Annotated in this window: 23 protein-coding genes and 1 other RNA gene; 12 read left to right on the top strand and 12 right to left on the bottom strand. The window is 55.4% G+C overall.

Annotation, left to right across the window (positions count from 1 at the left end):
• Nucleotides 1–13 precede the first annotated feature (13 nt).
• The 5 genes from IE089_RS14265 (at nucleotide 14) to ybiA (ending at nucleotide 5,077) form a co-directional block, all read left to right on the top strand.
• Nucleotides 14–1,411, top strand: coding sequence for a sulfatase-like hydrolase/transferase (locus tag IE089_RS14265; RefSeq protein WP_189478512.1), 1,398 nt, complete (start codon nucleotides 14–16; stop codon nucleotides 1,409–1,411).
• A gap of 53 nt (nucleotides 1,412–1,464) precedes the next feature.
• Nucleotides 1,465–1,743, top strand: coding sequence for a hypothetical protein (locus tag IE089_RS14260; RefSeq protein ID WP_189478511.1), 279 nt, complete (start codon nucleotides 1,465–1,467; stop codon nucleotides 1,741–1,743).
• Nucleotides 1,744–1,809: 66 nt separating this feature from the next.
• Nucleotides 1,810–3,516, top strand: a complete 1,707-nt coding sequence (locus IE089_RS14255; RefSeq protein ID WP_189478510.1) for a DUF885 family protein — start codon at nucleotides 1,810–1,812, stop codon at nucleotides 3,514–3,516.
• A gap of 27 nt (nucleotides 3,517–3,543) precedes the next feature.
• Nucleotides 3,544–4,380, top strand: coding sequence for a thioredoxin family protein (locus IE089_RS14250; protein WP_189478509.1), 837 nt, complete (start codon nucleotides 3,544–3,546; stop codon nucleotides 4,378–4,380).
• 226 nt (nucleotides 4,381–4,606) lie between these two features.
• Nucleotides 4,607–5,077: a riboflavin biosynthesis intermediates N-glycosidase gene (gene ybiA / locus IE089_RS14245; protein ID WP_189478508.1), complete on the top strand. Its 471-nt coding sequence runs from the start codon at nucleotides 4,607–4,609 to the stop codon at nucleotides 5,075–5,077.
• Nucleotides 5,078–5,090: 13 nt separating this feature from the next.
• Here the strand turns inward: ybiA and IE089_RS14240 are convergent, their stop codons facing one another.
• Both IE089_RS14240 and IE089_RS14235 read right to left on the bottom strand, forming a co-directional pair.
• Complete coding sequence (locus IE089_RS14240; RefSeq protein WP_189478507.1) at nucleotides 5,091–5,777, bottom strand: crotonase/enoyl-CoA hydratase family protein; 687 nt, start codon at nucleotides 5,775–5,777, stop codon at nucleotides 5,091–5,093.
• Between the two features lie 178 nt (nucleotides 5,778–5,955).
• On the bottom strand, nucleotides 5,956–6,384 hold the full coding sequence (locus IE089_RS14235) for a DUF1499 domain-containing protein (RefSeq protein ID WP_189478506.1): 429 nt from the start codon (nucleotides 6,382–6,384) through the stop codon (nucleotides 5,956–5,958).
• Between the two features lie 111 nt (nucleotides 6,385–6,495).
• On the opposite strand from IE089_RS14235, the gene IE089_RS14230 reads away from it, so the two are divergent.
• Together IE089_RS14230 and IE089_RS14225 are read left to right on the top strand one after the other, a co-directional pair.
• Complete coding sequence (locus tag IE089_RS14230) at nucleotides 6,496–7,731, top strand: hypothetical protein (RefSeq protein WP_189478505.1); 1,236 nt, start codon at nucleotides 6,496–6,498, stop codon at nucleotides 7,729–7,731.
• 130 nt (nucleotides 7,732–7,861) lie between these two features.
• Complete coding sequence (locus IE089_RS14225; RefSeq protein WP_189478504.1) at nucleotides 7,862–9,325, top strand: helicase HerA-like domain-containing protein; 1,464 nt, start codon at nucleotides 7,862–7,864, stop codon at nucleotides 9,323–9,325.
• Nucleotides 9,326–9,360: 35 nt separating this feature from the next.
• On the opposite strand, the gene IE089_RS14220 is transcribed toward IE089_RS14225, so the two are convergent.
• Nucleotides 9,361–9,753 carry a DUF4149 domain-containing protein gene (locus IE089_RS14220; protein WP_189478503.1) on the bottom strand — a complete coding sequence of 131 codons (393 nt, stop codon included), beginning with the start codon at nucleotides 9,751–9,753 and terminating at the stop codon, nucleotides 9,361–9,363.
• A 91-nt stretch (nucleotides 9,754–9,844) separates the two neighbouring features.
• On the opposite strand from IE089_RS14220, the gene IE089_RS14215 reads away from it, so the two are divergent.
• Entirely contained in the window at nucleotides 9,845–10,597 is a 753-nt protein-coding gene (locus IE089_RS14215) for a flavodoxin domain-containing protein (RefSeq protein ID WP_189478502.1), read from the top strand.
• Between the two features lie 71 nt (nucleotides 10,598–10,668).
• On the opposite strand, the gene IE089_RS14210 is transcribed toward IE089_RS14215, so the two are convergent.
• Nucleotides 10,669–11,277 carry a thiamine biosynthesis protein ThiC gene (locus IE089_RS14210; protein ID WP_189478501.1) on the bottom strand — a complete coding sequence of 203 codons (609 nt, stop codon included), beginning with the start codon at nucleotides 11,275–11,277 and terminating at the stop codon, nucleotides 10,669–10,671.
• Between the two features lie 171 nt (nucleotides 11,278–11,448).
• Here IE089_RS14210 and IE089_RS14205 point away from each other — a divergent pair, with 171 nt between their 5' ends.
• The 3 genes from IE089_RS14205 to ykgO all read left to right on the top strand — a co-directional run bounded on the left by IE089_RS14205 (nucleotide 11,449) and on the right by ykgO (nucleotide 12,564).
• Nucleotides 11,449–11,709 (top strand): hypothetical protein, encoded by a 261-nt coding sequence (locus tag IE089_RS14205; protein WP_189478500.1) that lies wholly within the window; start codon nucleotides 11,449–11,451, stop codon nucleotides 11,707–11,709.
• Nucleotides 11,710–12,169: 460 nt separating this feature from the next.
• Complete coding sequence (locus tag IE089_RS14200; RefSeq protein ID WP_189478499.1) at nucleotides 12,170–12,421, top strand: type B 50S ribosomal protein L31; 252 nt, start codon at nucleotides 12,170–12,172, stop codon at nucleotides 12,419–12,421.
• On the top strand, nucleotides 12,421–12,564 hold the full coding sequence (gene ykgO, locus IE089_RS14195) for a type B 50S ribosomal protein L36 (RefSeq protein ID WP_189478498.1): 144 nt from the start codon (nucleotides 12,421–12,423) through the stop codon (nucleotides 12,562–12,564). The genes IE089_RS14200 and ykgO overlap by 1 nt, the downstream gene beginning before the upstream one ends.
• A gap of 126 nt (nucleotides 12,565–12,690) precedes the next feature.
• Here ykgO and IE089_RS14190 read toward each other — a convergent pair whose 3' ends face one another.
• The 5 genes from IE089_RS14190 to cyoA are packed head-to-tail and all read right to left on the bottom strand — an operon-like array spanning nucleotide 12,691 to nucleotide 17,589.
• Nucleotides 12,691–13,443: an SURF1 family protein gene (locus IE089_RS14190; protein WP_229802789.1), complete on the bottom strand. Its 753-nt coding sequence runs from the start codon at nucleotides 13,441–13,443 to the stop codon at nucleotides 12,691–12,693.
• Nucleotides 13,444–13,445: 2 nt separating this feature from the next.
• A complete protein-coding gene (gene cyoD / locus IE089_RS14185; RefSeq protein WP_189478497.1) occupies nucleotides 13,446–13,919 on the bottom strand; it encodes a cytochrome o ubiquinol oxidase subunit IV in 474 nt (157 codons plus the stop codon).
• Nucleotides 13,916–14,584, bottom strand: coding sequence for a cytochrome o ubiquinol oxidase subunit III (cyoC, locus tag IE089_RS14180; RefSeq protein WP_189478496.1), 669 nt, complete (start codon nucleotides 14,582–14,584; stop codon nucleotides 13,916–13,918). Before cyoC ends, cyoD begins: the two co-directional genes overlap by 4 nt.
• Nucleotides 14,581–16,614, bottom strand: a complete 2,034-nt coding sequence (gene cyoB / locus IE089_RS14175) for a cytochrome o ubiquinol oxidase subunit I (protein ID WP_189478495.1) — start codon at nucleotides 16,612–16,614, stop codon at nucleotides 14,581–14,583. The genes cyoC and cyoB overlap by 4 nt, the downstream gene beginning before the upstream one ends.
• Before the next feature lie 51 nt (nucleotides 16,615–16,665).
• Complete coding sequence (cyoA, locus tag IE089_RS14170) at nucleotides 16,666–17,589, bottom strand: ubiquinol oxidase subunit II (protein WP_189478494.1); 924 nt, start codon at nucleotides 17,587–17,589, stop codon at nucleotides 16,666–16,668.
• A gap of 288 nt (nucleotides 17,590–17,877) precedes the next feature.
• Between cyoA and IE089_RS14165 the strand changes: the two genes are divergently transcribed.
• On the top strand, nucleotides 17,878–19,161 hold the full coding sequence (locus IE089_RS14165) for an MFS transporter (RefSeq protein ID WP_189478493.1): 1,284 nt from the start codon (nucleotides 17,878–17,880) through the stop codon (nucleotides 19,159–19,161).
• Between the two features lie 105 nt (nucleotides 19,162–19,266).
• Here IE089_RS14165 and IE089_RS14160 read toward each other — a convergent pair whose 3' ends face one another.
• The 3 genes from IE089_RS14160 to ssrA form a co-directional block, all read right to left on the bottom strand.
• On the bottom strand, nucleotides 19,267–20,334 hold the full coding sequence (locus tag IE089_RS14160) for an NAD(P)H-dependent amine dehydrogenase family protein (protein WP_189478492.1): 1,068 nt from the start codon (nucleotides 20,332–20,334) through the stop codon (nucleotides 19,267–19,269).
• Nucleotides 20,335–20,538: 204 nt separating this feature from the next.
• Nucleotides 20,539–21,720, bottom strand: coding sequence for a DUF1570 domain-containing protein (locus tag IE089_RS14155; protein ID WP_189478491.1), 1,182 nt, complete (start codon nucleotides 21,718–21,720; stop codon nucleotides 20,539–20,541).
• 676 nt (nucleotides 21,721–22,396) lie between these two features.
• Nucleotides 22,397–22,787, bottom strand: a transfer-messenger RNA (tmRNA) gene (ssrA, locus tag IE089_RS14150).
• Nucleotides 22,788–22,886 lie beyond the last annotated feature (99 nt).

The raw sequence follows: 22,886 nt of genomic DNA, 5'->3' as shown, positions 1-22,886 counted from the left end.
CGAGGCAAGCCCTATGACTTTTTCTCCAATGTTGAGACCATTGCTAATCGCTGGTGCGTTGCTTGTCAGCGGGCAATCCGCCGCGGCCGAGAAGCCCAATATCGTATTGATATTGATGGATAATTTCGGCTATGGCGAAGTTGGGGTCTATGGCGGTGGTGTATTGCGCGGTGCGCCCACACCGAACATTGACAGCATCGCCTCAGACGGCGTGCAGCTCACCAACTTCAATGTAGAAGCGGAGTGCACGCCCTCGCGGGCTTCGCTGATGACCGGGCGGTACGGTATGCGTACTCGGCTGCGCCAGGAGCTGCCCCCGCGCGATATTTGGTACGGCATTACCGCCTGGGAGATTACTCTCGCAGAAATGTTGTCTGATCGCGGCTATGCCACGGGCATGTTCGGCAAGTGGCACTTGGGTGCTGAGCCTGGCCGCTATCCCACCGACCAAGGGTTTGACGAGTGGTATGGTATTCCTAATTCTTCAGACCAGGCATTTTGGCCCGACAGCGACAGCTTCCAGGCAGATGCGGGTGTGCGTTTCACGCATGTCATGAGTGCCATTCGCGGCAAGGTGCCCGTGGAGGGCGTTGTGTATGACCGCGAGAAACGTACTCTGATTGACGGCGAGATCACGGACAAAGCCATCGATTACATTCAGCGTCAGGCCAAAGCCGATAAACCGTTCTTCGCGTTCCTTCCTTATACACAAACCCATGAGCCCGTGGATGCGCACCCGGACTTCAAGGGCTCTACCGGCAACGGTGCGTTTGCCGATGTGTTGGCGCAGACGGATTCGTACGTTGGCCGCATTCTGTCGACGCTGGACGAGCTGGGCATTGCCGACGACACCATTGTAATTTTCACCGCCGATAATGGCCGGGAAGGTATCAAGCGGTCCTTTGGCTTCACTGGCCCCTGGCGCGGCTCCATGTTCTCTCCCTATGAGGGATCCCTGCGAGTACCGTTTCTACTTCGCTACCCCGGTACGGTGCCCGCAGGGCAGGTGTCTAACGAGTTGATGCACCTGGTGGACCTGTTCCCAACACTGGCGAACTGGTCGGGCGGCGATATCCCCACAGATCGGACGATGGATGGCACTGACCAGACTGATTTTTTATCGGGCAAACAAACCGAGTCCAATCGCGAGACCGTGATGATCTACATCGGCAACGAATTGTTTGGTGCCAAGTGGCGTCACTGGAAAGTGCTGATCAAGGAAATCGACGACAAAAGTTACGCCATACAAAACATGGCCTATCCCTCCTACTACAACCTGCTGATTGACCCCAAGGAAGAAGAGCCCGAGAAGTTCTATCTGGATGATACGTGGGTGGACTCACCTTTGTGGGAGGCCATGTACGAGCACGAGCAATCGCTGGCGAAGGATGCGGGCACTCCGGGCGACTGAAACCAATCCCGGCGCGTAACAACCCCAGATAAGCGAGTTGTCGGTGCGCTGTTATGGATTACGTGATTATCGCTGTGGTGTCATTGCTGGGGTTGGCCGGTCACGTGGCACTGTACTTCTGGGTGCGCTTCAAGATCGATGAGGCCGTGATTACCAAGTACCTGGAAAGCCACGGTGCCACCTCCTTATCGACAGCGGCCATCACGACGAGTGTGTGCCGCGCCTCAGATATCAGACCCGATCGTTGCAAATTGGTGGTGAACAGCAGTGTGCGACTGCGCTACACCGCAGCAGGTGATAGATTGTTCGTTGCGTCCGATTTCGACGCCTGACGCCGATGCTTGAAACCAGGACGCCTGGAGCCAGGACGCCTGAAGCCGGGGTAGGTGTCGCAGTAGATGCATAAAGGAAGACATCGCAAGCAAGGGAGCTACCAAGTGGTAAAACGGCAGTGGGTGAGGGTATGGGCGCTGGTCTTGGCGGGTGCCGGCATCGTCGGACAAGGCGCACAGGCCAGCGACTACCAGGACCTTGTGCTGCTGTCGGATGCGTTCCAGCAGTGGAAGGCCGACGATAACAGTATTGGCCGGGTCACTGAGGATGCGGCGGGCCAACCCATCGAGCCTGTGTCAGATTACAGCCCGCAGGCGATTGCCACGCGCCTTGAGATGTTAACCAGCTTGCAAACTGAACTGGCGGACATGGATTACAGCCAGTGGTCGCGCTCTCAGCAAGTGGACTGGTTGGCCCTGCGCTCGCGCCTGGACCAGCATGAATATCGCCTGCGAGTGTCGCGTTACTGGGCACGGGACCCCGGGTTCTACGTTGACCGCATGCTGTGGCTCACCTTCACGGAGCTGCCTGTGGAAGGCGCCAAACGCGAACAGTTGCTGGCTGAGCTGCGGGGCATTCCCGTGCTGGTGAGTGCTGCACAGGCAAACCTCACTGACGTAGCCGCCGACTTCGCCTGCCTTGCCATTCATAATCTCAGTAACAGTGACGGGGTAGGCCACGGCCACCCGTATCGGGAGACTCCGCCAGCGGGTGTTATCGGCTGGTACAGCGATCTTGCCGAGCGCGCGCGTACCGCCCAGCCAGAACTGTTGCCGGACATTGAGGCGGCCAGGGAAGCGGTGGTTGCACTCAACGACTGGCTGGTAGAAAACCGCGACGGCTGGACCGCCAGCGCCGGTTCCGGCAAGGCCGCCTTTGACTGGTACTTGAAACACGTGAAGCTGATGCCCTGGACCAGCGACGATCTGGTGATCATTGGCGAACGCGAGCTGGACAGGCTGTGGTCACTGTATGCGCTGGAACAGCATCGCAATCGTCAGGAACCACTCTTGCTGCCGGCGACCACCGCTGAAGACTACCAGGCACGCATAGCGGCAACCGACGAAAAGATTCGCCGCTTCCTGGTGGAGCAGGACATCATCACGATTCCTGACTACGTGGGTGAATTGGACACCAACGTGCCCTGGCAGGTGCGTCCCGGTGGCCTTAACTTCTGGGAGGCCGTGCAGTTTCGGGACCCGGCGCCTGATCACCTTCATGCAGTGATTCCCGGGCATCGCTTCGATATTTTGTTAGCGGACAACCTGGCTCACCCGATCCGCAAACACATTCGCTCGGGTGCGCGTATCGAAGGCTGGGCCACCTACCTTGAAGAGGCCATGTTGCAATCGGGGTTGTTCGCCGACACGCCGCGCGTGCGCGAGCTGATTCATGTGTTTGGAATATTCCGCGCCGCGCGAGTACCGGCGGATGTCTGGTTGCAAACGGGCCAGATGACGGCGCCCGAGGTGGTGAGCTATTGGCGCGAACAGGTGCCTTTCCTGGATGAGGACGTGGCGCGCGTTGATGCAGAGATCTACTTGCGCCGCCCGCCCGGTTACGGTGTGGGCTACTCCATTGGCAAGGTACAAATGGACAAGCTGCTGGCCGATCGCAAGCGTCAATTAGGTGATGACTTCAACCTGAAAGACTTCCATGATGCGATCATGGATGCGGGCCCGCTGCCACTGTCGTTGGTGCGCTGGGAAATGACCGGGCTGGATGACGAAGTGAAACAGCTGTGGTCGCGCGATCCTATTCCACTGGACTGAAACGCACTCTTCGCGGGGATAGACAGCATGGCAGGTAACGCAGTGACTCAAAGGCAGGTTCTGAATAGGGCGTTTGCGTCATGGGTGGCGCGCGCACGCGTGTGCCTGAGCGTGGTTGCGATGGGGCTGGCAATCCCCGCCACGGCCGCCGATAAAGCGTTCTTCCCCGACGAAGTCACCCCTGAGGTGCTGCAGCAACAACTGCAGACAGCCGCGGCAAGCGCGAAGGCAGCCAACAAAGATCTGCTGGTAGTGCTCGGTGCCAACTGGTGTCACGACAGTGAAAACTTTGTGACTCGGAAACTGACAGCGCCAGCGGTGGCCCAGGTGGTGGATAAACGCTACCAGACGCTGTTGGTTAACGTGGGTTTGTATGAGCAGCTTCAGGCGCAGCTCGATGTGCTGGGCATTCCTGTGTTGTACGGTACGCCCACGGTGATTGCCATCGATTCTGATACGGCGCGCATCGTGAACCGCGATTCACTGGATACCTGGCGCAGCGCCGATGTGCGCAGTGAGCAGGAGGCGGTGGACTATTTCTCGGGATTGCCGGATGCGCCACCAACCACACTCATGCCGGAGTCACCGGCCCTGGTGCAGGCCAACCAATCCATTGATGCCTTCGAGCAGGCCCAGGGCAAGCGGATTACGCAGGCCTTTGCTGAGCTGGGCAAAATGATGGCTGCCATGCATCCCAACCCACCGACGGACGAGTTTTTAAAGAAGTGGGATAACCTGGGTGCCGTGCGCGGCCCGATGCCGGATGACCTGCGCGCCCTGCGTGCCTCCGCCCGCGCCCAGGATGGCGAGGGCGCGGACCCCATCGTGCTCGAGTTCCCTGACTACCTCTTATTCACTGATTAGGCGCTGGGCTTATTTTCCCGTGTCTTGGTTGTCTCAGGCAGTGTCGTTTAACTGGAATGCAGTGTCACCTTGATGTGCGGTGAAAAAACAGCAGGGGTAGGATGCTGACGATCCAATAAGTCACGTCGCCTAAGTCCTGCTAGTATCTGCAGCACCAGAACAACGATCGAGCGGTGGAACACGCAGGCTCGCTTAAGCCCACACCAGTCACTCAGCCAGGCCACACATGCCGCTTTTCCCGACCTACGACGCCGATGCGCATTTCTTCTCACGAGAGGACGCGCTCAACCCCATAGGCACTTTCTCGCGCCATGCCTTTTTTCTCGATGACAAAGAGTGGCCTTCGGTCGAACACTATTATCAGGCCATGAAATTCGATGACGCACAGTACCGTGAGCGAGTGCGCACCGCGGGCCACCCCAAAAAGGCGCGCCGCCTTGGCCGTAACCGCTTCAAAAAACGCCGCGCAGATTGGCACAGCGTCAAACAGGTGGTGATGACACGCGCTGTCTATACCAAGTGCCGCACCCACGTAGAGGTAGCCGAAGCGCTACTGGCACTGGGTGAGGTGACCTTGGTAGAAAACAGCAGCTATGACTACCACTGGGGCTGCGGTCGCGATCGCCGCGGCGATAACCACTATGGCAAGGTGTTAATGAATGTGCGCAGCAAACTGCGCGAGGAAGCCCGGCAGTAATGACCGACAAGGCTCAACCAAAATTCACGCTGCTTTTGAACTCAACCAGTTCCGCCTTCATGACATCCAGTACGGGTTGGCGCACCAGCAACTTGTTGGCGGCGTAGTTCTGCTGCGGCAGCTCCGCCAATTCGGAGGCGACAGCCAATGCCCGCGCCTGAATACGATCGGCTGAAGTGACCTCATCCAGGAAACCCGCGGCTACCGCTTGAATCGGGTCGTAAATCTCTGACTGAATCGCTGCCCGCGACAGGTGTGCGACCGCCAGACGCGCCCGTGAGAGGGTGACCATGGGCTTGGGCAAATCCATGTGGATGCGTGTTTCCGGCAAGGTGAGCTTAAAGTCGCCTTCGGTGCCAATGCGGGTGTCGCAGGACATCAGCAGGAATGCGCCCATCGCAATGCCGTGGCCGGTGCAGGCGGCAACCACGGGCATGGGGAAGCTGAACAGACGAATAGACAGTTCCATGCCGCCGGCAACCATCGCTATGCCGGCTTCTGCGCCCTGCTGGAATACCTTGAGATCGAAGCCCGCAGAGAACATTCCCTCGCGGCCCATCAGCAGAACCGCGCCGGCGCCTTCCGCTTCTGCCTTGTCGAGACAGTCGTTCATGGTGACAATAAAGTCCGGGCTGACCACATTGGCTTTACCATCATCCATTGTGATAATGGCAATCTTGTCTTGGATCGTAAATTCCATGGTGTGCTCCTGTTCGTGTGCGGGCACCTGTGGCGCAAAGAGCCACTACCGTACCCGCATAGGGCAAGGCTTGGCAATCTAAGCACCGTGTGTGCCGCCATTGGCGTGTGCGCTCAGGCCGTGTAAAAACCCTGTGCAAACCCGGCGATGCGGGCGCCGGGGACAGGGTAGAAGACGGTTAGCGAGGTTGAGCGCTCACGTGGTTACGCAATTGCTCTACCCGCGCCCGGTTGGCGCCCATATCGCCAATCCCTAGTCGAGAGGAAGAGCGCACGTGCACCTGCTGGGCACTGGCGTCGTAGCGCAGCTGCACGTCGTCCTTGTAACCCATGGTTGGCGTGGTGGCCACGGCTTGCAGGAAGTTCGGCTGCACCGTCTCGACAGACCAGTCCGGCCGATTGGCGAGCCAGTCCTTCAGCGCCTGCCATTGGGTCGGCGTCGCGGCGATGGGTGCGATCGAGGCACTGCCCTGACCGTTCTCGCTGTTCACGCAGTTGGGAAAACTGCCGCAGGCCGGCAACGACTCGCCAGCGACAGGCGGTTGCGGTGCGCTGGTGCAGGCAGCAGTTAGCAAAGTGATGAGAGTGACGGTAAAAAATCGATACATAGAGTGAGTCTCGCTGCTGGTTGCCCGTTTGTGGCACCACCGATGCAGTCGCAGGGGCGCTCCGCTGATCATCGCGGAAGTTATAGCGCAATGTCTATGGGCTAGCGCGCCATGGCACTGCGGGCATTCGCGGGTGACCACGGTGTTCGTGTGATGCCGGGCAACTATTTACAAATAGTTGCAGAGTTTAGTACGCGGCTTGGTGGCCTGCGTGCAATACTTGGGTTCACGGATAGGGAGCTGCCAATGATTCGTCTTGCTGTCACTGTAGTTGGGCTGTGCACGCTACTGAGCGCCTGTAAGATCCAAATCGAGGTGCCCAGCAGCGGTGCCATCAGCACGGATTCTGGTGCAATCTCCTGCCCCGCCTCCTCGCGCTGTGTAGTGGACGTCAGCGATATTTACTTCAACGAAGTGTTTCATGCTGACGCGGCCAGTGGCTTCGAATTCCTTGGTTGGCATCCCCGACATCGCTCCTTGTGCAGCGGCTCTGCGGCACCCTGTGCCCTTTCCACGCGGAGTTTTGCCGATAATGAGGGCCTCATGGCGCTGCTGGAGGATCCTGACGAAATATTTTATCTCGATCCAGTGTTTCAAAGCACCGGGTTCAACGCATTGATGATTGGACACAGCTTCTTTAAGCCCTTCGCCGTCGGCATGTCCGCGCACGCGGAAAGAGCGGGTATTGACGCGCATGAGCAGACGGTTGTTTTCTCAGGGGGTGCTACCGGTGCTCCCGAGGCGTTGTGGGAAAACGCGAGTAAAGGTGACATGATCCGAGCAGTCCTAGATGAGGGCGGCGTGGATCTTTTCGCCATGACGTATCATCCCGACTACCCAGGGCTGCGGGGCTATCAGCTGTGGATAGACTACGCACTGAAAAGTAACCCGGGCGTGCGTATCGCCATCGCGCTGCCCTGGAACCCTTATCCTGCATCGATTACGACAGCGGTGGACGAAAGCACTTGGGTATCGGGCCTAGAAGGCCAGTTTCACGCCGGCATTCGGCAACTACGTCGCGAGTACCCCGATACGGAGATCTTCAGTATTCCCTATGGTCAAAGTGCTTGGGAGCTTCGCAAGCTGTTTGATACAGGGCAGTTACCGGATGTGGAGGTTTTGCAGAGCAGGGATCGGCCGGCCATTTACAGGGATAATCTGGGACATGCCCGCGAGATTCTGGTGGAGTTGGGCCAGCTGGTTTGGTTGCGGTCGATCTATGGCGTCGACCTCGACAACTATGACTACGAGCCGCCCTACCAGACCGATCTGAAAGCACTGGCCCAACGCATCACTGATGACTATACGACGCAGTACGAGGCGGTCTACGACGCGCCGTATCGATGACAGCAACCGGATTTACCCAGCAGCGATTGTCACCGTTGGCGATTTCACAAAGAGTAGCCGAGGCTGTCAGCAATATCGTTGGGCGTACCTATACTGAAAGTCACAGACTTTGGGAGCGAATGACAAGGGTATGAATGAAGGCATTCTAATTGGTGGTAACGACAACGGGCAGGTGTTTCTAAATCCGCGTTATGCCAACCGGCACGGTTTGGTGGCGGGTGCCACTGGTACCGGAAAAACTGTAACACTGCAGTCGCTGGCAGAGGGTTTTTCTGACCTGGGTGTGCCGGTTTTTCTGGCAGACGTAAAGGGTGATCTCTCCGGCATCAGCCAGCCTGGTAAGTCGCACCCCAAGGTGGACGAACGCGTCGCCAGCATTGGTATTGAGGGCTATCAGCAAACGGCTTATCCCGTTGCTTTCTGGGACGTATTCGGGAAAAAGGGCACCCCGATACGGGCCACCATTTCTGAAATGGGCCCGCAGCTCATCTCGCGCTTGCTGGACCTTAACGAGACCCAGGAAAGCGTTATAACCCTGGTGTTCGAATTCGCGGACGCCGAGGGCATGTTGCTGGTGAACCTGGCTGACCTGCGCACCACGCTGGAGTATCTGGCGGCCAACCGCAAAGCGCTGGGCGCGGGCATGAGTGTCTCTACCGCCTCGGTGAATGCGATATTGCGACGATTGCTAATGCTGGAACGCGAGGGCGGTAAAGCGTTCTTCGGAGAACCTGCGCTACAGTTAGAAGACTTCATTCAGCGAGACCGCGACGGTCGCGGCATGATCAATGTGCTGGCCGCCGACAAGCTCATTATGAGTCCGCGTGTGTATTCCACGTTCCTCTTGTGGCTACTCTCCGAGCTGTTTGAAAATTTGGAAGAGCTGGGTGATCCCGAGCAGCCAGTCCTGGTGTTCTTCTTTGATGAGGCACACTTACTCTTTCGCGACGCGCCGAAAGCACTTCTGGAAAAAATCGAACAGGTTGTGCGACTGATCCGCTCTAAAGGGGTAGGGGTGTATTTTGTATCGCAAAGCCCGGGCGATATCCCCGATGCAGTGCTGGGTCAGTTGGGCAACCGCGTGCAACATGCGCTGCGGGCATATACGCCCCGAGAGCAAAAGGCCGTACGCGTGGCGGCACAATCGTTTCGTAAAAACCCCAACCTCGATACTGAGACTGTAATCTCAGAGCTTGGAGTGGGCGAAGCCCTGGTGTCTTTCCTACAACAAAAAGGCGTACCCACACCCGTAGAACGTGTTCTGGTGCGTCCGCCCCAATCGCGCATGGGCAAGGCTACGATGGCGGAGCGTGAGGCGGTGCTGGCCAAGGACAGTAACCGCCAGCGCTATGGTGAGGCGATTGATCCCCGCTCCGCCCACGAAATTCTTCAGGAGCGCATTGCCAAGCAGCAACAGGCAGAGCAGCAGGCGGAACTTGCCAAGCGCGAAAAAACCGCCGCGGGTAAAGCAGCCTCGAAAAAGCGACGCGGCGACAGCGCGACGGAAGCTTTCATCAAAAGTATGGCGCGTGCCGCCGGCAGCAATTTGGGCAGAAATTTGTTCAGAGGCATTTTGGGGTCATTGCTTAAGTGAACATCCAGCTCCATGGCTTCAGTTAAGTTGGAGCGCTATGACACAAACACCCAGCACAGGTTTACCAGCAGAGCGATGAGTGTCAGTGCCACACTCGCATGATGTAGTCGATTGAACAGGGATTGATTGCCGGTGTCGGTGGCGCGATTAGTTGCGGGCACCAGACTGTTGCAAACTACGGCACAAACCAGGGTAATGGCACTCACCCCAATGGCAACGGGGCCGGCGTCACCGAGAATCGATGCGGCTAACATGCCCGCAGCCATAACTCCCACAACGCGGAAAAGTACCGGAAAGATACGACGGATTAGAGGGCCAGCATGATGAGCGTCGAGCGTGCCGAAAATCAATGGCGCGTTGATCGCAGATTGAAACAGTATTAAACCGGATATGATGCCGGAAAGTAGTAGGAGTATGTGATGCAGCATCGGATGATCGCCTCGACGAGTAATACGAGTAGGATACGTGCCAACGCCGTCGAGAGGGGGTGATCGTCCAGAAGGCGTCGATGTGATAAGCATGGACAAACGCAGTCGAGAATTTGAGCGGGGTGACCAAGTGCTGGTGGCGCATGCCAGCCACAGTGGCACCGCCGAGGGCATAGCGAGAGAGATATGCATACAAAACCCGGTACGCTGTGACTTGTACTCGCTGGGTGAGCTGTCCCCTCAATCGTTAGAGACGTATGGCCAACAGCTTTTCATAGTAGCTACCCATGGAGATGGCGGGCCGCCAGATAATGCGGCTAAGTTCTTCGATTTACTGCAAGCATCACGGCCAAACCTCTTTGAGGTGCAGTTTGCGATGCTGGCTCTGGGTAGCCGCGCTTATCCGCGGTTTTGTCAGTTTGGCCGCGATTTTTATCGTTTACTGATAAGTGCCCAGGCGCAACCACAGGTATTACCGGTAGAGGTCCATAATAATTGCGCCGCTACTGTCACCCACTGGCGTAACAAGGTTAATGAGGTGTTCAGTCTCTGTCCGGATCCTGATGCAGATTGGGAGCCAGCTACTGTGATGGCAGTGGAGAGAGCCCAGTCAAGCTCATTACACGTGACGTTCTACATCAAAGGGCTGGAGTTCGTCGGTATCGAGCGTGTGTGGATTATGGAGCCCAGCAAACGTAGACACCCGGTTGAGTGTGCTGTGCTATCAGGTCCAGAAAGCCCGTTTACTTGTATCGAGATATCCGATGCGGGTAGAACGTCTCGCTCACTTGCAGATGCAAAACCCGGTGACAAGTACTTGGTGCGCTGGGATTCCGTTAGTTGATGGCCTTTTCGGAAACAAGTCCAGCGGGTTAGCGATCAACGGAAGAATCTGCAGTCATTGCGATACATACCCTAGCTAAGCCCTTGCCGTGCGTCAGCGTCTTCGGCAACACGCAGTAAGTGCACCCCTAGCAATAGTGTGGCGGCAACACCTGAACTGCCCGCCACGGGCAGTTCGCCAAAAATATCCGTGCCCGCGGCCATCGAAAGAAGGTTACTCAACATTGCGACTGCGCCTACGCTTGCACCTATTTTTCCATAAACGCCGCCTGCGCCCAGACTAAAAACAACCAGCGCTACCGCCAGCAGGGCCTTGGCACTGTTGTAGATCATGAATGAAAATTCAACGACCGCATTTGCTGCAGGACTGAACCCTTCCACATTTCCCGCGGACTCAAAAAAGGGATTGAACATGGTCAGGCCAACGCTTACCTGTACAACGTTCAGCAATGAAGCGGCGATAATGGCCGACCAGGCTAGGTGGTAGCGTTTGACTTGTCCGAGCAAGGCTCCTGCTAAAGCGGCGATCAGTGTAAATAGAACGCTCTCCAAGCCCCATAGCATCTGCCGCGGTACATCTGTCTCTGTGACGTAGAGAGCGGTGTATATGATTTGCGTAGCAGCAGAGGCAACTAACAAAATACCGGCGGCTTGCGCTGTGTGATGAGTGGTGACTTCCATGTTGATTGCCCTGTGTATTGTTGTCACGGCTATGCGACAACATGTGGGCCGATTGGTTTCTGCACGGCGCGAAAAATGTGCTCAGTTTCGTGTAAGTCCACCTCGCACATTTCCAATTCTTGTTCTACCTTTTAAGAGCGTTGGGAAAAATCACAGATAAAGGAGTTTCCGATGAAAGCATTTCTTACTGTTATGGCCGCATTTGCATTGATCGTCAGTCACGGTGCTATTGCCCAGGATGTTAAAAAGCTCATGGACGCCGTCGATACTGATAAGGCGATGGAGTCCGTCGATCAGGACAAGATTAAAGACGCCGTTAGCGCCGACGGTGTTGACTACAAAAAAGCGGCGGAAGCGGTCGATACTGAAAAGGCGGCTGAATCTGTCGATGTTGACAAAGTCAAAGAGGCCTTGCAGGAGGGCGGCAAGTAGTAGTTCCTGGTGCTGCCGCGGCGAACTATTGACTTAGTGCTCTCTCGCCGTGTGCAGTGCTGTTTAACCAATGAATAGCGATCATTAGAAGCCGCGCTGGCAGTGTGCCGGTGGCTTCAGTCATTGCCCTACGCAGACCAAAGCTCAGCAAGAATTCAACACGGTGGCCTGAGCACCACTGCATAGGGCGACCGGTGCAAGTACCCCGGGTTCCCCGCTCCCTGTTTCTCCCTTTCCATGCGACGGTCGGTATCGGCCTTCGCGCGTCCGCTCTCCGAGTGTGAAGGTGTGCTGCTGCTTGATGTGATCGGTCCTGAGCCTCGAGCACCTTGACTGGGGCACACACTTAACTTCTCAACGACCCCGGGGCGTAGGACTTTTCCGTCAAACGCGAATGAGAATCATTGTTTTATACGATGTTATAGCACATCATTGACGGAAATCGTTACAGGTGACACTGATGCAGCGAGATATTCATCCAGACTATCGGGAAGTGCTTTTTCACGACACCGCAGCCAATGCGTATTGTGTGATTCGCTCCACCGCAGAAACGACGCAGACAATGGAGTACGAGGGTACCGTCTACCCTTACGTAACCTTAGACGTCTCAAGTCAGTCTCACCCGTTTTATACCGGTAAGCAGAGTGTGTCTAAGAACGATGGACGCGTTGCCCGATTCAACAAGCGATTCAACAGAGGGGTGAAGCGATAATGCAAGTCTTGAGCTCTCTTAAAACAGCCAAGTCGCGTCACCCGGACTGTCAAGTTGTCAGGCGACGTGGGCGTGTATACGTGATTTGCAAGTCAAACCCGCGATTCAAGACTGTTCAGGGCAAGCCTAAAAAGAAACGTTAGATCCTCAACCTGCGTGCTAGCAGCAAATGAAGGCCTTTGCTGAGGGCGAGCCGCGTTTTCCTGCACGGTAGGGGCGCGAAACGCAGCGACTTGTGTGGCGTAGCCCCAACGCATGCTAAATCGTATCTACCGTCGCCAATGTTGATGTATGCGATAGATCATCGCCGCAAGAAAAAGAAGCGCCATGGTGTACCAGGTCACCGCATAGAGTAGGTGTGTGTTGCGAAACTCGATTATTGTCATGCCACCCCGCGGCCATCCCAGAGCGCTGTTGGCATGATCAGCATCGACATAAAAGCTTGCCGTGTCGCGCAATCCGACGTCTTCGCTTAGGGCAGTGATATCTACTGAGTACCACCGTTGGTGGGCGGGGTCGTTTTTTTCCAGCAATGTACCGCCCGGCTGAGTGACTCGAAGCAGCCCTTCTACGCGTTGTCTGCCTTCCGGCCTGCTCCACTGCGACTGATCGATACTGGTGGTAACGAATCCCCGATTCACCCAAACGGTATAAGCGTCTCCTTGCAGTGGGGTTAACAACCAATATCCAGCGCCGGCTTCTGTCACTGCTTTGACTTTTTTCGTATCCCCATGTCGAAATACGCCCTCGACAAAGACCCTTAAATACTCATGTGTCTGGGCGCTAATCGCGTCGGTGGGTGGTGGTACGGCTGTTTGAAAGGCGCGGTCGTTCACCGCGTTGATCAAGTCGAGCTTCCAGTCCAGTCTGCGAAGCTGCCAATTGCCGAGTGAGAGAAGCGTAGCGAACGTGATGGCGCATAGGATGAGAACAATAGCATTCTCCGCCGTAGAACGGCCCGCGGGAATGTCTTGGGTTGGATTGTCCCTTGCCTCACCGCCCTGGCTAGCGTCAGGCGACATGTCTACTCATGAGAGGAATGCCCAACGGTTTCAGGTGTTGTTTCACCGTCGGGTGCAGCAACACGAGCATTTTCTCGAGCGGACACGGATTCTGCGTCGTTGATAAAGTGTGGCGGCATCATGTTGGTGTGCAAGTGATACATGACCCAAATCGAACCTGCCAATACAACGAACAAAATAATACCGGTAAAGATGAGCGACATGGCTTGCCATCCTTGCTCTGCCCGTAAATCAACATGCAGAAAGTAATAAATGTGCACCAAAATTTGTCCGGTGCCGAGCACAAAGATGATGGTGAGTGCAGCGCCCAGGTGCATGGGCGTATCACTCATCACAACCCAGAAAGGGATAACGGTGAGAATAACCGATAGCAGGAAACCGGTGATGTAAGACTTGTAAGAGCCATGTGAACTGGGCTCTTGACCTGGTGTGTCGAACCCGCCTCCATTGGATGTTTCTTGGGTAAGTCCGCTCATAACAGTACCGCCGCCAGATAGACGAAAGAAAATACCCCGATCCAAATGAGATCAAGGAAATGCCAGAAAAGGCTGAGGCACATTACGCGGCGTTCATTGGCGTCTGTTATCCCGTGCATGTACAGCTGTACGAGTAAGACACAGAGCCATATGGTCCCTACGGTAACGTGCAAGCCATGGGTGCCTACAAGAAGCCAAAAAGATGACAGGAACGCGCTTTCCATAGGAACTGCGCCTATGCTCCACAAGTGAAGAAACTCTCTGACCTCCAAGCCGAGAAAGGCGGCCCCAAAGACACCCGTGACGATGAGCCAGAGGGCGGTGTTACGGAGTTTGCGCTGCTGCATGTTGATCACGGCAAAACCGTAGGTTATCGAGGAGAACAGCAGCATGAACGTCGAGAGCAGAATCATATCGATCTCGAAAATGTCCGCCGGTGCTGGCCCTCCCGCAAAGTTTTGTCCTACTACCGCATGCACCGCAAACAGAACGCCGAAGATCAAGCAGTCGCTCATCAGGTATAGCCAAAAGCCGAGCATTGTGCCCGTGTCATGGCTATGGTCGGCATCGTGCGCGTGGCCTGACACATGAAAATCGATGCCTGATACGACCTCTGGTCCGTTAGGCATATCGACGTGATCGCCTGGCATGGTTGTGGCACTCATGCTTTACCAGCCTCGGGTAACGCGAACATTCGTCCGCTTTCAATGTCGGCAACTTCGCTGACGGGTACGAAGTAATCCCTGTCGTAATTAAAGGTGTGAAAAATTGTGTACCCCACGGAAGCGACAAATGTTGCGATTGCGAGCCACCAAATATGCCAAACCAGGGCGAAACCCATCACTGTTGCAATCGCTGCCAAAACGACCCCCGTCGCGGTGTAGCGCGGCATATGAATGGGCTCGAACCCCTCTGTGGGCGGCGTGTAATTGCAGCGCTTCATATGATCCCAGGCGTCTCGTTCATACACCCGAACGGGAAGTGCAAAATTATAGTAGGGCGGTGGTGATGTGGTTGACCACTCAAGCGTGCGCCCATTCCATGGGTCGCCGGTTGTATCTTTAAGCGCCTCACGTTTGCGGATGGACTGTACGATTTGGATGATGAATGCCGCCAATCCCGCCGCAATCAGCAACGCGCCAATGAGTGCGGTGAAGAAATATCCAGCGTAGATGGTATCTTCGAATTGGCTCAGGCGGCGCGTAACGCCCATGAGGCCAAGGACATAGAGCGGCATGAAGGCGAAGTAGAAGCCAATAAACCAACACCAGAAACTGACCTTGCCCCAAAACTCGCAAAGCCGGAATCCAAACGCTTTCGGCCACCAATAGTTAATACCGGCGAAGACACCAAACACCACACCGCCAATAATCACATTGTGGAAATGTGCAACCAGGAATAGGGAGTTGTGCAGGACATAGTCTGCCGGGGGTACTGCAAGGAGTACGCCCGTCATACCGCCTATCACAAAGGTGAGCATGAAGCCGATCACCCAAAGCATGGGGACATCCAGACGCACTCGCCCCTTGTACATTGTAAATAGCCAGTTAAAGAGCTTCGCGCCTGTGGGGATGGAGATGATCATCGTCGTTATGCCGAAGAAGGAGTTCACATTAGCGCCGGCACCCATCGTGAAAAAGTGGTGGAGCCAAACGATGTAACTCAACACGACGATAACGCAGGTCGCATAAACCATCGAGGTGTACCCGAACAGCCGCTTGCCCGTGAAGGTAGGAACAATTTCAGAGAAAATGCCAAAAATGGGCAGGATGAGAATGTACACCTCTGGGTGACCCCAAATCCAAATGAGGTTGATGTACATCATGGGGTCGCCGCCCATATCGTTGGTGAAGAAGTGCGTCCCCAGATAGCGGTCTGCTGTTAGCAACGCCAGTGTGGCCGTTAAGACCGGGAACGTCGCAACAATCAGCACGTTCGTACAGAGAGTGGTCCAGACGAAGATCGGCATCTTCATCCAGGTCATGCCCGGGGCCCGCATCTTTACGATGGTGACAATCAGGTTAATCCCGGACAGCGTTGTCCCTATGCCAGCAATATTGAGTGCCCACAGGTAATAGTCCATTCCTACACCCGGGCTGAAGGTGAGACCTGACAAGGGAGGGAAGGCCAACCATCCAGTAGCGGCAAACTCGCCGACGAACAGCGATATCATAATCAGGATGGCGCCCGACACGGTTAGCCAGAAACTCAGGTTATTCAAAAAAGGGAAGGCGACGTCACGTGCTCCGATCTTCAGGGGCATGAGGTAATTCATAAAGCCGGTGACGTACGGCATGGCCACGAAAAAGATCATGATGACGCCATGAGCCGTGAAAACTTGGTCGTAATGGTAGGAGGGGAGATAGCCTACATGCCCTGCCGAGGCCAGCGCTTGATGCCCGCGCATGAGAATCGCATCTGAAAAGCCTCTTAGCAGCATGATAGTGCCAAGAACCATGTACATGATCCCGATCTTCTTGTGATCGATAGAAGTGAACCACTCGTTCCAGAGGTAGCCCCAGAGTTTGTAATAGGTAATCAGGCCTGCGACGGCCAGAGCAAGTAGTACCGTGCCGATGAAGGTCCCGAATACAAGTGGGTCATAGAACGGAAAAATATCCCACGTTAACTTCCCCCAGAGAGGGTCTGCCGTCGCGGCACCCTGTGTGCCTCGTGCTGTCAAGTCTGTCTGCATAACGCGTTTGTTGTGTAAAAAATAAGTCCTGTGATTGTGGTCCTGCTCTGCCTAGTGACCACTGTGTTTGCTGTGTCCACCATGCCCACCGAGGTCTTCGACACAGGTTGTGCCTCGCGGCACGCACATACTGAGGATGCGTCGCCATAGATCGGCGTCTACGTGGCCGTAGTACGTGACGGCATGGTCGATTGTTGGGGCTTCAAGTGCCACGTAGCTGTCTCGGTCGAGTGTTTGATCAGCCTCTCGGACCGTGGATACCCACTCCTGGAAGCCCGTCTCATCAAGTGCATGGACCGTAAAATCCATGTATGAGAAACCCGGGCCATTATAATGAGACGCAAAACCGCGATACTCGCCAGGCTCGTTCAAGACACCGTTTAACTCGGTCTCCATGGCAGCCATGGTGTATATCATCCCGGCAAAGTCAGGGATATAAAACGCGTTCATGACCGTCGCGGATGTCAGTTTGAATTCGACTGGGCGATCGACCACTGTCGCTATCTCGTTCACAGTGGCGATGCCCTGCTCGGGATAGATGAACACCCATTTCCAATTGAGCGAGACCACTTGAATCGTAAGTGGGGTGACATCAGCGCTGATGGGCTTTTCGGGGGAAATGCGGCGCAGGTCGTTGTAAGGTTCAAGCCTGTGCGTGGCGACCCAAGTCAATCCTGCCAGACAGATGATGATCGCCAACGGCAGTGCCCAGACGATGATCTCGAGGCTCACCGAGTGATCCCAGTCGGGTTCAAATCTCGCTTTCTTATTTGACGCTCGGTAGTGGAAGCTAAAGAAGACAGTCAGTGCCATCACAGGCAAGATGATGATCAGCATCAGCACCGTGGCGTAAATTATTAGCTCACCCTGCTGCATAGCGACATCGCCCGCTGGGTCAAGCAGTACCAGATCGCACCCGCTTAACAGTGCTGCTGACGCTACAATCAAAGGGAAAAAAGCGCGATGTAGAATCATTAAGAAATTGGCGTGGCTTGCAGGCGGTTAAGACGCGGTTAAACGATCAGTTACCGTTCAAGTGCTGTCTAACACAGTGCAAACCCACCCAGTGCCTCAACCACATATCTGATGTCACTGCTCGGCTATAATCAGCAAAGTCGATGACAAGGGAAAGTGTTAAATCTTGCAAAGACCTATAGTATGGCACGAAACGATTGACTCCACATGGCGGACAGGCGTGGCGCTCAAAATGTCTATCTCCTGTCGAGCAAATGGATGCAACCGAAGCATGAAGGAGCAAAGGTGATGGAAACACAATCACATATTCCAGCTGAGAAAGCTTCCCTGGATGAAGTTGCCACCACAGTCGTCATGGCACGCGTGACGGACTATTTTGGCTTTTTTGTTTATGCCATTGCGTCTGCACTTGTTTTCCCGCGACTTTTTTTCCCTGAATATCCCCCTGTGGAGGGTATGCTGCTTTCATTCCTTGTATTTGCGCTGGCTTTCTTGGCGCGACCGATCGGTGCCTTGCTGGCGCGCGTCGTCGATCGCAAAGCTGGACGCCCTGCGAAGATAACACTGGCGACCATGGTGTTTGGTATTTCAACGGTTGGCATTGGCTTGCTCCCTGGGTATGCCGAACTGGGCTGGTTAGCCCCGGTGGCACTTGCTGTATTCAGGATCGGGCAGGGGCTGGGTTTGGGCGGCTCTTGGGATGGGGTCACGCTTCAGTTGCAAAACGCCGCGCCTGAACATCGGCAGGGCCTTTACACGATGATCCCCCAGTTGGGTGGGCCTATCGGATTTTGCGTTGCTGCATCCATGTTTTACGTACTCACAGGCTTTCTCAGCGACGAAGAGTTTATGAGCTTTGGATGGCGTTTTGCTTTCTTTGCTGTAATGGCCGTGAACGTGGTGTCACTGTTTGCACGGTTACGCCTTTTGACCACTGACTTTGGTGCTGACGAGTCGCTTTCGCAGTCCAGTCCCGTCGTGGAAATGGCGAGAGCGCAGTGGCGGCCAATCGTTCTCTCCGCCTGCTTGCCTCTAGCCACTTACGCGCTGTTTCATTTGGTGACGGTGTTTCCGCTCGCCTACGCGATTTTGTATGCGACAACGTCTCTTCCCGAGATTCTCATGTTGCAGCTAATAGGAGGCGGTCTTTCCCTAGTGACAATGATTCTTTCGGGAGTACTTGCCGACCGGTTTAGCCGTCAATGGGTGATTGGCACAAGTACGTTACTCATGATCGCACTGTGTTTCACGATACCCATGTTACGGACAGAGCCTGCCGTGTTTATTGTGGCGGGATTTTTATTGCTGGGGCTCTCCCAAGGCCAGTCAGGCGTGGTGTCTGGTGGACGCTTCATTCGTAGGTATGCCTATTCGGCAAACGCCCTGTCTGTGAATCTTTCTTGGATACTCGGAGCCGCGTTTGCTCCAGCGTTGGGCGTCTGGCTGACTGACAGATACGGTGATTGGGCTGCCGCTCTTTATCTGCTGTCTGGTGTCATCGTCACTTTCTTTGTCATGACGGTGCTTGTGCGTCGCAGCGCAACGGCTGATGAGGAGGGGGCAAGCGCGTAATGAAGCGACGTTGAGCGTCAGCGCATCATGTAAGGCTCGCTGCCGGTATCGCACGATCTGCGCACCCCTGGTAATTTGCGGGTGCGCACAGGTTCTGCATCTTTCCTAGGCGGGTGGTTTGTACAGACCCTTCCCGGTGATTTTAGGCAGGTCGAGTGCTGATACCATACCCGGGCCTTGCTCCACTACCGAGGGTATAGCGTTCACAATGGTCGTTGCCGTCAAGATTACCCCGCCCACGGCGTGATCGCCCTTGCTGTCTTCCATGTCCATGGCAATTTCCATGCGCGGCTCGCCCTCAATGATCACACGGTAACCTTTGCCCTGCGGCCAATGGGGCGCGATATCGTCGGTGAGGCGGGTGACGTGCTCCAGCACAATGGCGTCGCGCCCATCCACCACGCCGCGAACCTCAAAGCGCATCGCGCCCGTAGTGCCGGCTTTAAAGACCCCCATCGCATTGGTGACGTCACTCTCCAGCGGCAGGCGCTCATGCACCTCATACACCTTATCGAGAGTGAGGCCCATGCCTGCAGCCACGGACCATACCGAGCCGCCCCAGCCAATAGAGAGCATGCCCTCCTGGAAAAGCAGGCACTCGTGATCCACGGGGTAACCAAAGCCCATGACCTCGCGAATGGTGTGTTCCTGCTCGTAGGTGGCGTAGTTCACGATCTCCTGCATGCGCACACTGGACCAGTGCTCCGACAGCCCGGTGAACATCAGCGGCATGGTGTCGTTGGCAAAGCCGGGGTCGATGCCGTTGTTAAAGCAGGTGGTGTTGCCCTCGGCGCACGCCGCCTTTAACGGGTCTGCGAGAAACGCGATGCCGGGGTTGTCGGGGTACTGCAGCATCACCAATGAACTGGCCACCACGTTTATGCCCGCCCGCAGGCAGCGCGCCTGATCTTCCGCCGCTTCCATCATGCGGGTCTCGGCATGCGCCGTGTACACAACACAGTCGGGTGCGAGGGCAAGCGCTGCGTCGATGTCGGTGGTGGCTATGACGCCGGTGGCGCTCTCATAACCGATGAGGTCGGCGACATCTTTGCCGGCTTTATCATCTGAGCTGACGATATGCCCAACCAGTTCGAGTTCGGGGTGATTCAGCACGGCGCGGGCTGCATAGGTGCCCACGTTGCCAGTGCCCCAGGTAACGATGCGATACGTCATGAGGTTTCTCCTGATTGTTATTAAATACTGAAACCATACGCACGGTAGCAACGAACGGGTGGCAATCGATGGCTTGTTGAGGTGTCGTTTGGTTTTGAGGTGGGGGTGGTTTAGTTAGGTAGATTGTTGGGGGGGTCAACGGTAAGTCCAGCTTTCGCCTGATGGGGCGTCGCCACATTATGAGCCCATCGCTAGGATCAATTTCTACGTTTGGTGCTCTGTAGCCTCGTTCGCGGCAAGCCACTTGCGCCAGTCGCCCTCGAGCTTTAACAGGCCACCAGGATAAGCCTTATCGAGTGCGGACACCGCCGAGAATGGTTTGCAAGAATGGGCATGTGCCCCTTCGATAACTTCCTTAATGGCATACATCCCAGGCGCACCCTGCATGAGAAAGTGCATCAATGACCACGCTGTTGCGTAGTTTAAATCGCGTTTTGGGCCGTTCCATTGCAACCTGTCCTGCCTCAGAAAGTCGCCGAGGCTAGGCACACTGCTGCTACTGAGCCGTCGGAGATGCTGCGTGTTTGGTTTGATCGTCCCGCTCTGTGATGAGACATCCATGGTCTCGAAGTACTCTGCCAAGCCCTCGGTAAGCCATGGTGCCGTGGGGCCCAAGTGACTAGCGGTAATCAGATGCGAAATTTCGTGGAACGAGGTGGCTAGTGCTCGATCAGGCCTGCTGCTGTCGTAACGCACGAACGCCTCGTTTCTGGAGGGCATGTAAAAACCTGCAACTGGCTTGCTATTGGGCCACTCTCTGGCGCGTACCGCGTCGAACTGGCGCTGGTCGATAATTTTCAAAGTGATGCGTGACTGCCTGAGATTCTTTTCTCCGAGAAAGAAATGCCAGGTGTCGTACATGCGCTTGCTTCCCGCATGAATTTGGCCCTGAAAGTTGATGGGCAGTTCTACTGCGGTGGTGAGAATTTGATAGGTGAAGTCGCGCTTGTTCCCCGATATGTCCGTAACGTTGGCAATGCGATTGGGCGGCGGTTTGTCGGCCATGTGCGTGCGACCGTTCTCGTCTTCCCATTTGTACACCAGCACGGTGCCAGTATCTGTTCGTCCCTTGGTGGGCGGGCGCCCGCACACTTGGTGATCGTTCGCGGTGTGGTCGTCCGCTAAGGCTGTATGAGTGTGCAGCGAATGTGGGGAAGCAGAATCCCTAATATCTGAGGCCTGTTGGCCATGCACAACATCCGGACCGGTTAGTGTGGGCGCGTCCTCCAAAAAGACCTCGGCGAGAAAATGCTCTACCCGATCAAACAGTGAGATAAGAGGTGCAAAGAGCCTGGCGTCGGTGCCTTTGTTTAGCCATATAGCGCCGGCAATGCTTAGGGCGAAGAGCAGGGCGAAGGTGAGCCAGAATCTGGGGGTGTCTTTCATGGCTCGCTTAGTTTAGCAAACGAGGTGAGTCGAAAAGAGGGGATCAATCTAAAGGGTAAAGCTCTTTTTTGGTGGAGGCGGCGACAACTGAAAAGAGTATGCAAAATATTGATTCAATTGGATTCAATTGGATTTAATTGGGTGAAGTACAAGAATATACCGCCATTCCACCAAGATTGTTTAGTCAAGGCTTTCTCGCTCTCCGCCATTTTCATTTTTTAACACTATAATAATAGCGTTTTCTGAAAGCGGAATTTCATTGCCTACTACGTTGCCTACTAAGAACTCTCTTGCTGGACAAAGCAGCTGAGTACAGCTTCGACATCTGCAACCTGCTATGCGGGACACTACTGCCGCAGAAACCAAAAAGGGCCACCCGTTTTGAGTTACGCAATAGGCCGGGAGATAAAGAGTTGCGCCGCTCTCGGCCATGCCCGAAAAGGGGGCAGGCTCTCCATGGCCTTTGCGGCAGACCAACACCTTGTTGGCCGTCCATCAATGGCGTAAGAACAGTCAAGCTAACTCGTTTAGGGAAGTTGTGATCGCTTTCGCACATCCATGTGCTTCGCGATCGCCCCACATCGTGTGGGCCACCCGCGCCTTTCAGGCGCGGGATCAAATCTGCAGTCTCCTGAAATAAAAAAGGGTCATCCTGTGGATGACCCTTTTTCATTTATGGTGGAGGCGGCGGGAGTTGAACCCGCGTCCGCCAGCACTCTGCCTTTGGCTCTACATGCTTAGATTCCGTTTATTGATTTAGCCACACGCAGCCCAACGGGCAGGACGCCTGCGGCGATCCCCGTAATTGTTTAACAGCTAGGCCCGAGGCGTGCTTCGCTGCGATCCAGTTCTATATGACAGTCAGTAGCGCGGGGCTGGAACCTTGCTAAAGACCGCTAGGGCCGAAGCCACTAGATGAGGTCTAGATGACCGCTTACGCGGCCAGTGCTACCTCGTAGTTGTCGTCGTTGGCAACTAATCAATTACAGCTTTGGATTAACGTGATTGGCTGTCATCACGGCATGCACCGCAGGGTTCGTTACCGTCGTCGAATCCAGATCGCCCCCAGTAGTGTAGGCGCGATTATACTGCAAAGCGGCTGAACTTGCTGCCTGCGCCTTACTTTGGCCGCCCGCCAAACATCCCTCGATAAATCAATGCCTTAG

It is taken from the genome of Parahalioglobus pacificus (assembly GCF_014652275.1).
Classification (GTDB): domain Bacteria; phylum Pseudomonadota; class Gammaproteobacteria; order Pseudomonadales; family Halieaceae; genus Parahalioglobus; species Parahalioglobus pacificus.
This window is presented reverse-complemented; position numbering and strand designations above follow the sequence as displayed.

Excerpts from the sequence above, each read along its gene's own strand:
- IE089_RS14265 (WP_189478512.1), top strand. The coding sequence starts at position 14 with ATGACTTTTTCTCCAATGTTGAGACCATTGCTAATCGCTGGTGCGTTG.
- IE089_RS14260 (WP_189478511.1), top strand. The coding sequence starts at position 1,465 with ATGGATTACGTGATTATCGCTGTGGTGTCATTGCTGGGGTTGGCCGGT.
- IE089_RS14255 (WP_189478510.1), top strand. The coding sequence starts at position 1,810 with ATGCATAAAGGAAGACATCGCAAGCAAGGGAGCTACCAAGTGGTAAAA.
- IE089_RS14250 (WP_189478509.1), top strand. The coding sequence starts at position 3,544 with ATGGCAGGTAACGCAGTGACTCAAAGGCAGGTTCTGAATAGGGCGTTT.
- ybiA (WP_189478508.1), top strand. The coding sequence starts at position 4,607 with ATGCCGCTTTTCCCGACCTACGACGCCGATGCGCATTTCTTCTCACGA.
- IE089_RS14240 (WP_189478507.1), bottom strand. The coding sequence starts at position 5,777 with ATGGAATTTACGATCCAAGACAAGATTGCCATTATCACAATGGATGAT.
- IE089_RS14235 (WP_189478506.1), bottom strand. The coding sequence starts at position 6,384 with ATGTATCGATTTTTTACCGTCACTCTCATCACTTTGCTAACTGCTGCC.
- IE089_RS14230 (WP_189478505.1), top strand. The coding sequence starts at position 6,496 with ATGGCACTGCGGGCATTCGCGGGTGACCACGGTGTTCGTGTGATGCCG.
- IE089_RS14225 (WP_189478504.1), top strand. The coding sequence starts at position 7,862 with ATGAATGAAGGCATTCTAATTGGTGGTAACGACAACGGGCAGGTGTTT.
- IE089_RS14220 (WP_189478503.1), bottom strand. The coding sequence starts at position 9,753 with ATGCTGCATCACATACTCCTACTACTTTCCGGCATCATATCCGGTTTA.
- IE089_RS14215 (WP_189478502.1), top strand. The coding sequence starts at position 9,845 with ATGGACAAACGCAGTCGAGAATTTGAGCGGGGTGACCAAGTGCTGGTG.
- IE089_RS14210 (WP_189478501.1), bottom strand. The coding sequence starts at position 11,277 with ATGGAAGTCACCACTCATCACACAGCGCAAGCCGCCGGTATTTTGTTA.
- IE089_RS14205 (WP_189478500.1), top strand. The coding sequence starts at position 11,449 with ATGAAAGCATTTCTTACTGTTATGGCCGCATTTGCATTGATCGTCAGT.
- IE089_RS14200 (WP_189478499.1), top strand. The coding sequence starts at position 12,170 with ATGCAGCGAGATATTCATCCAGACTATCGGGAAGTGCTTTTTCACGAC.
- ykgO (WP_189478498.1), top strand. The coding sequence starts at position 12,421 with ATGCAAGTCTTGAGCTCTCTTAAAACAGCCAAGTCGCGTCACCCGGAC.
- IE089_RS14190 (WP_229802789.1), bottom strand. The coding sequence starts at position 13,443 with ATGTCGCCTGACGCTAGCCAGGGCGGTGAGGCAAGGGACAATCCAACC.
- cyoD (WP_189478497.1), bottom strand. The coding sequence starts at position 13,919 with ATGAGCGGACTTACCCAAGAAACATCCAATGGAGGCGGGTTCGACACA.
- cyoC (WP_189478496.1), bottom strand. The coding sequence starts at position 14,584 with ATGAGTGCCACAACCATGCCAGGCGATCACGTCGATATGCCTAACGGA.
- cyoB (WP_189478495.1), bottom strand. The coding sequence starts at position 16,614 with ATGCAGACAGACTTGACAGCACGAGGCACACAGGGTGCCGCGACGGCA.
- cyoA (WP_189478494.1), bottom strand. The coding sequence starts at position 17,589 with ATGATTCTACATCGCGCTTTTTTCCCTTTGATTGTAGCGTCAGCAGCA.
- IE089_RS14165 (WP_189478493.1), top strand. The coding sequence starts at position 17,878 with ATGGAAACACAATCACATATTCCAGCTGAGAAAGCTTCCCTGGATGAA.
- IE089_RS14160 (WP_189478492.1), bottom strand. The coding sequence starts at position 20,334 with ATGACGTATCGCATCGTTACCTGGGGCACTGGCAACGTGGGCACCTAT.
- IE089_RS14155 (WP_189478491.1), bottom strand. The coding sequence starts at position 21,720 with ATGAAAGACACCCCCAGATTCTGGCTCACCTTCGCCCTGCTCTTCGCC.